At 67.4% G+C, this 466-nt stretch carries 1 protein-coding gene; it reads left to right on the forward strand.

What is annotated here, in order from left to right; genetic code table 11:
* Window positions 1-466: septum formation family protein (locus tag RNC47_RS36590; protein WP_311605177.1), on the forward strand; the 466-nt coding region annotated here is incomplete at both ends.

Consider the following 466-nt stretch of genomic DNA (forward strand, 5'->3'; position numbering starts at 1 on the left):
GTTCAATCACGTCAAGCGTGGCGACTGCATGAACTGGCCCGGCCGCAACCCCGACGCCGCGCACATCGTCGACTGCAAGGACAGCCACCGGTTCGAGGTCGCCCAGTCCGTCGACATTCGCACGTTCCCCGGCAGCGAGTACGGGCCGGGTGCGCCGCCACCGACGGTGGATCGGATCAAGCAGATCAGACAGGAGCAGTGCACCCCGTCGGTGCGCGGCTACCTCGGCCCGAAGTACGACCCGAACGGCAAATACACCATTGGCCTGCTCTGGTCCGGCGAGAAGGCCTGGAAGCAGTCCGGTGAGCGGCGCATGCTGTGCGGCCTGCAGTTGCTCGGCCCGGGCGACAGCCAGTTGGAATCCGCGGGCAAGGTGTCCGACGTCGATCAGTCCAAGGTGTGGGCCGCGGGCACCTGCCTCGGTATCGATGCCGCCACCAACCAGCCCACCGACGTCCCGGTCGAC

This window comes from Streptomyces millisiae, from assembly GCF_031845425.1.
Taxonomy (GTDB): Bacteria; Actinomycetota; Actinomycetes; order Streptomycetales; family Streptomycetaceae; genus Streptomyces; species Streptomyces millisiae.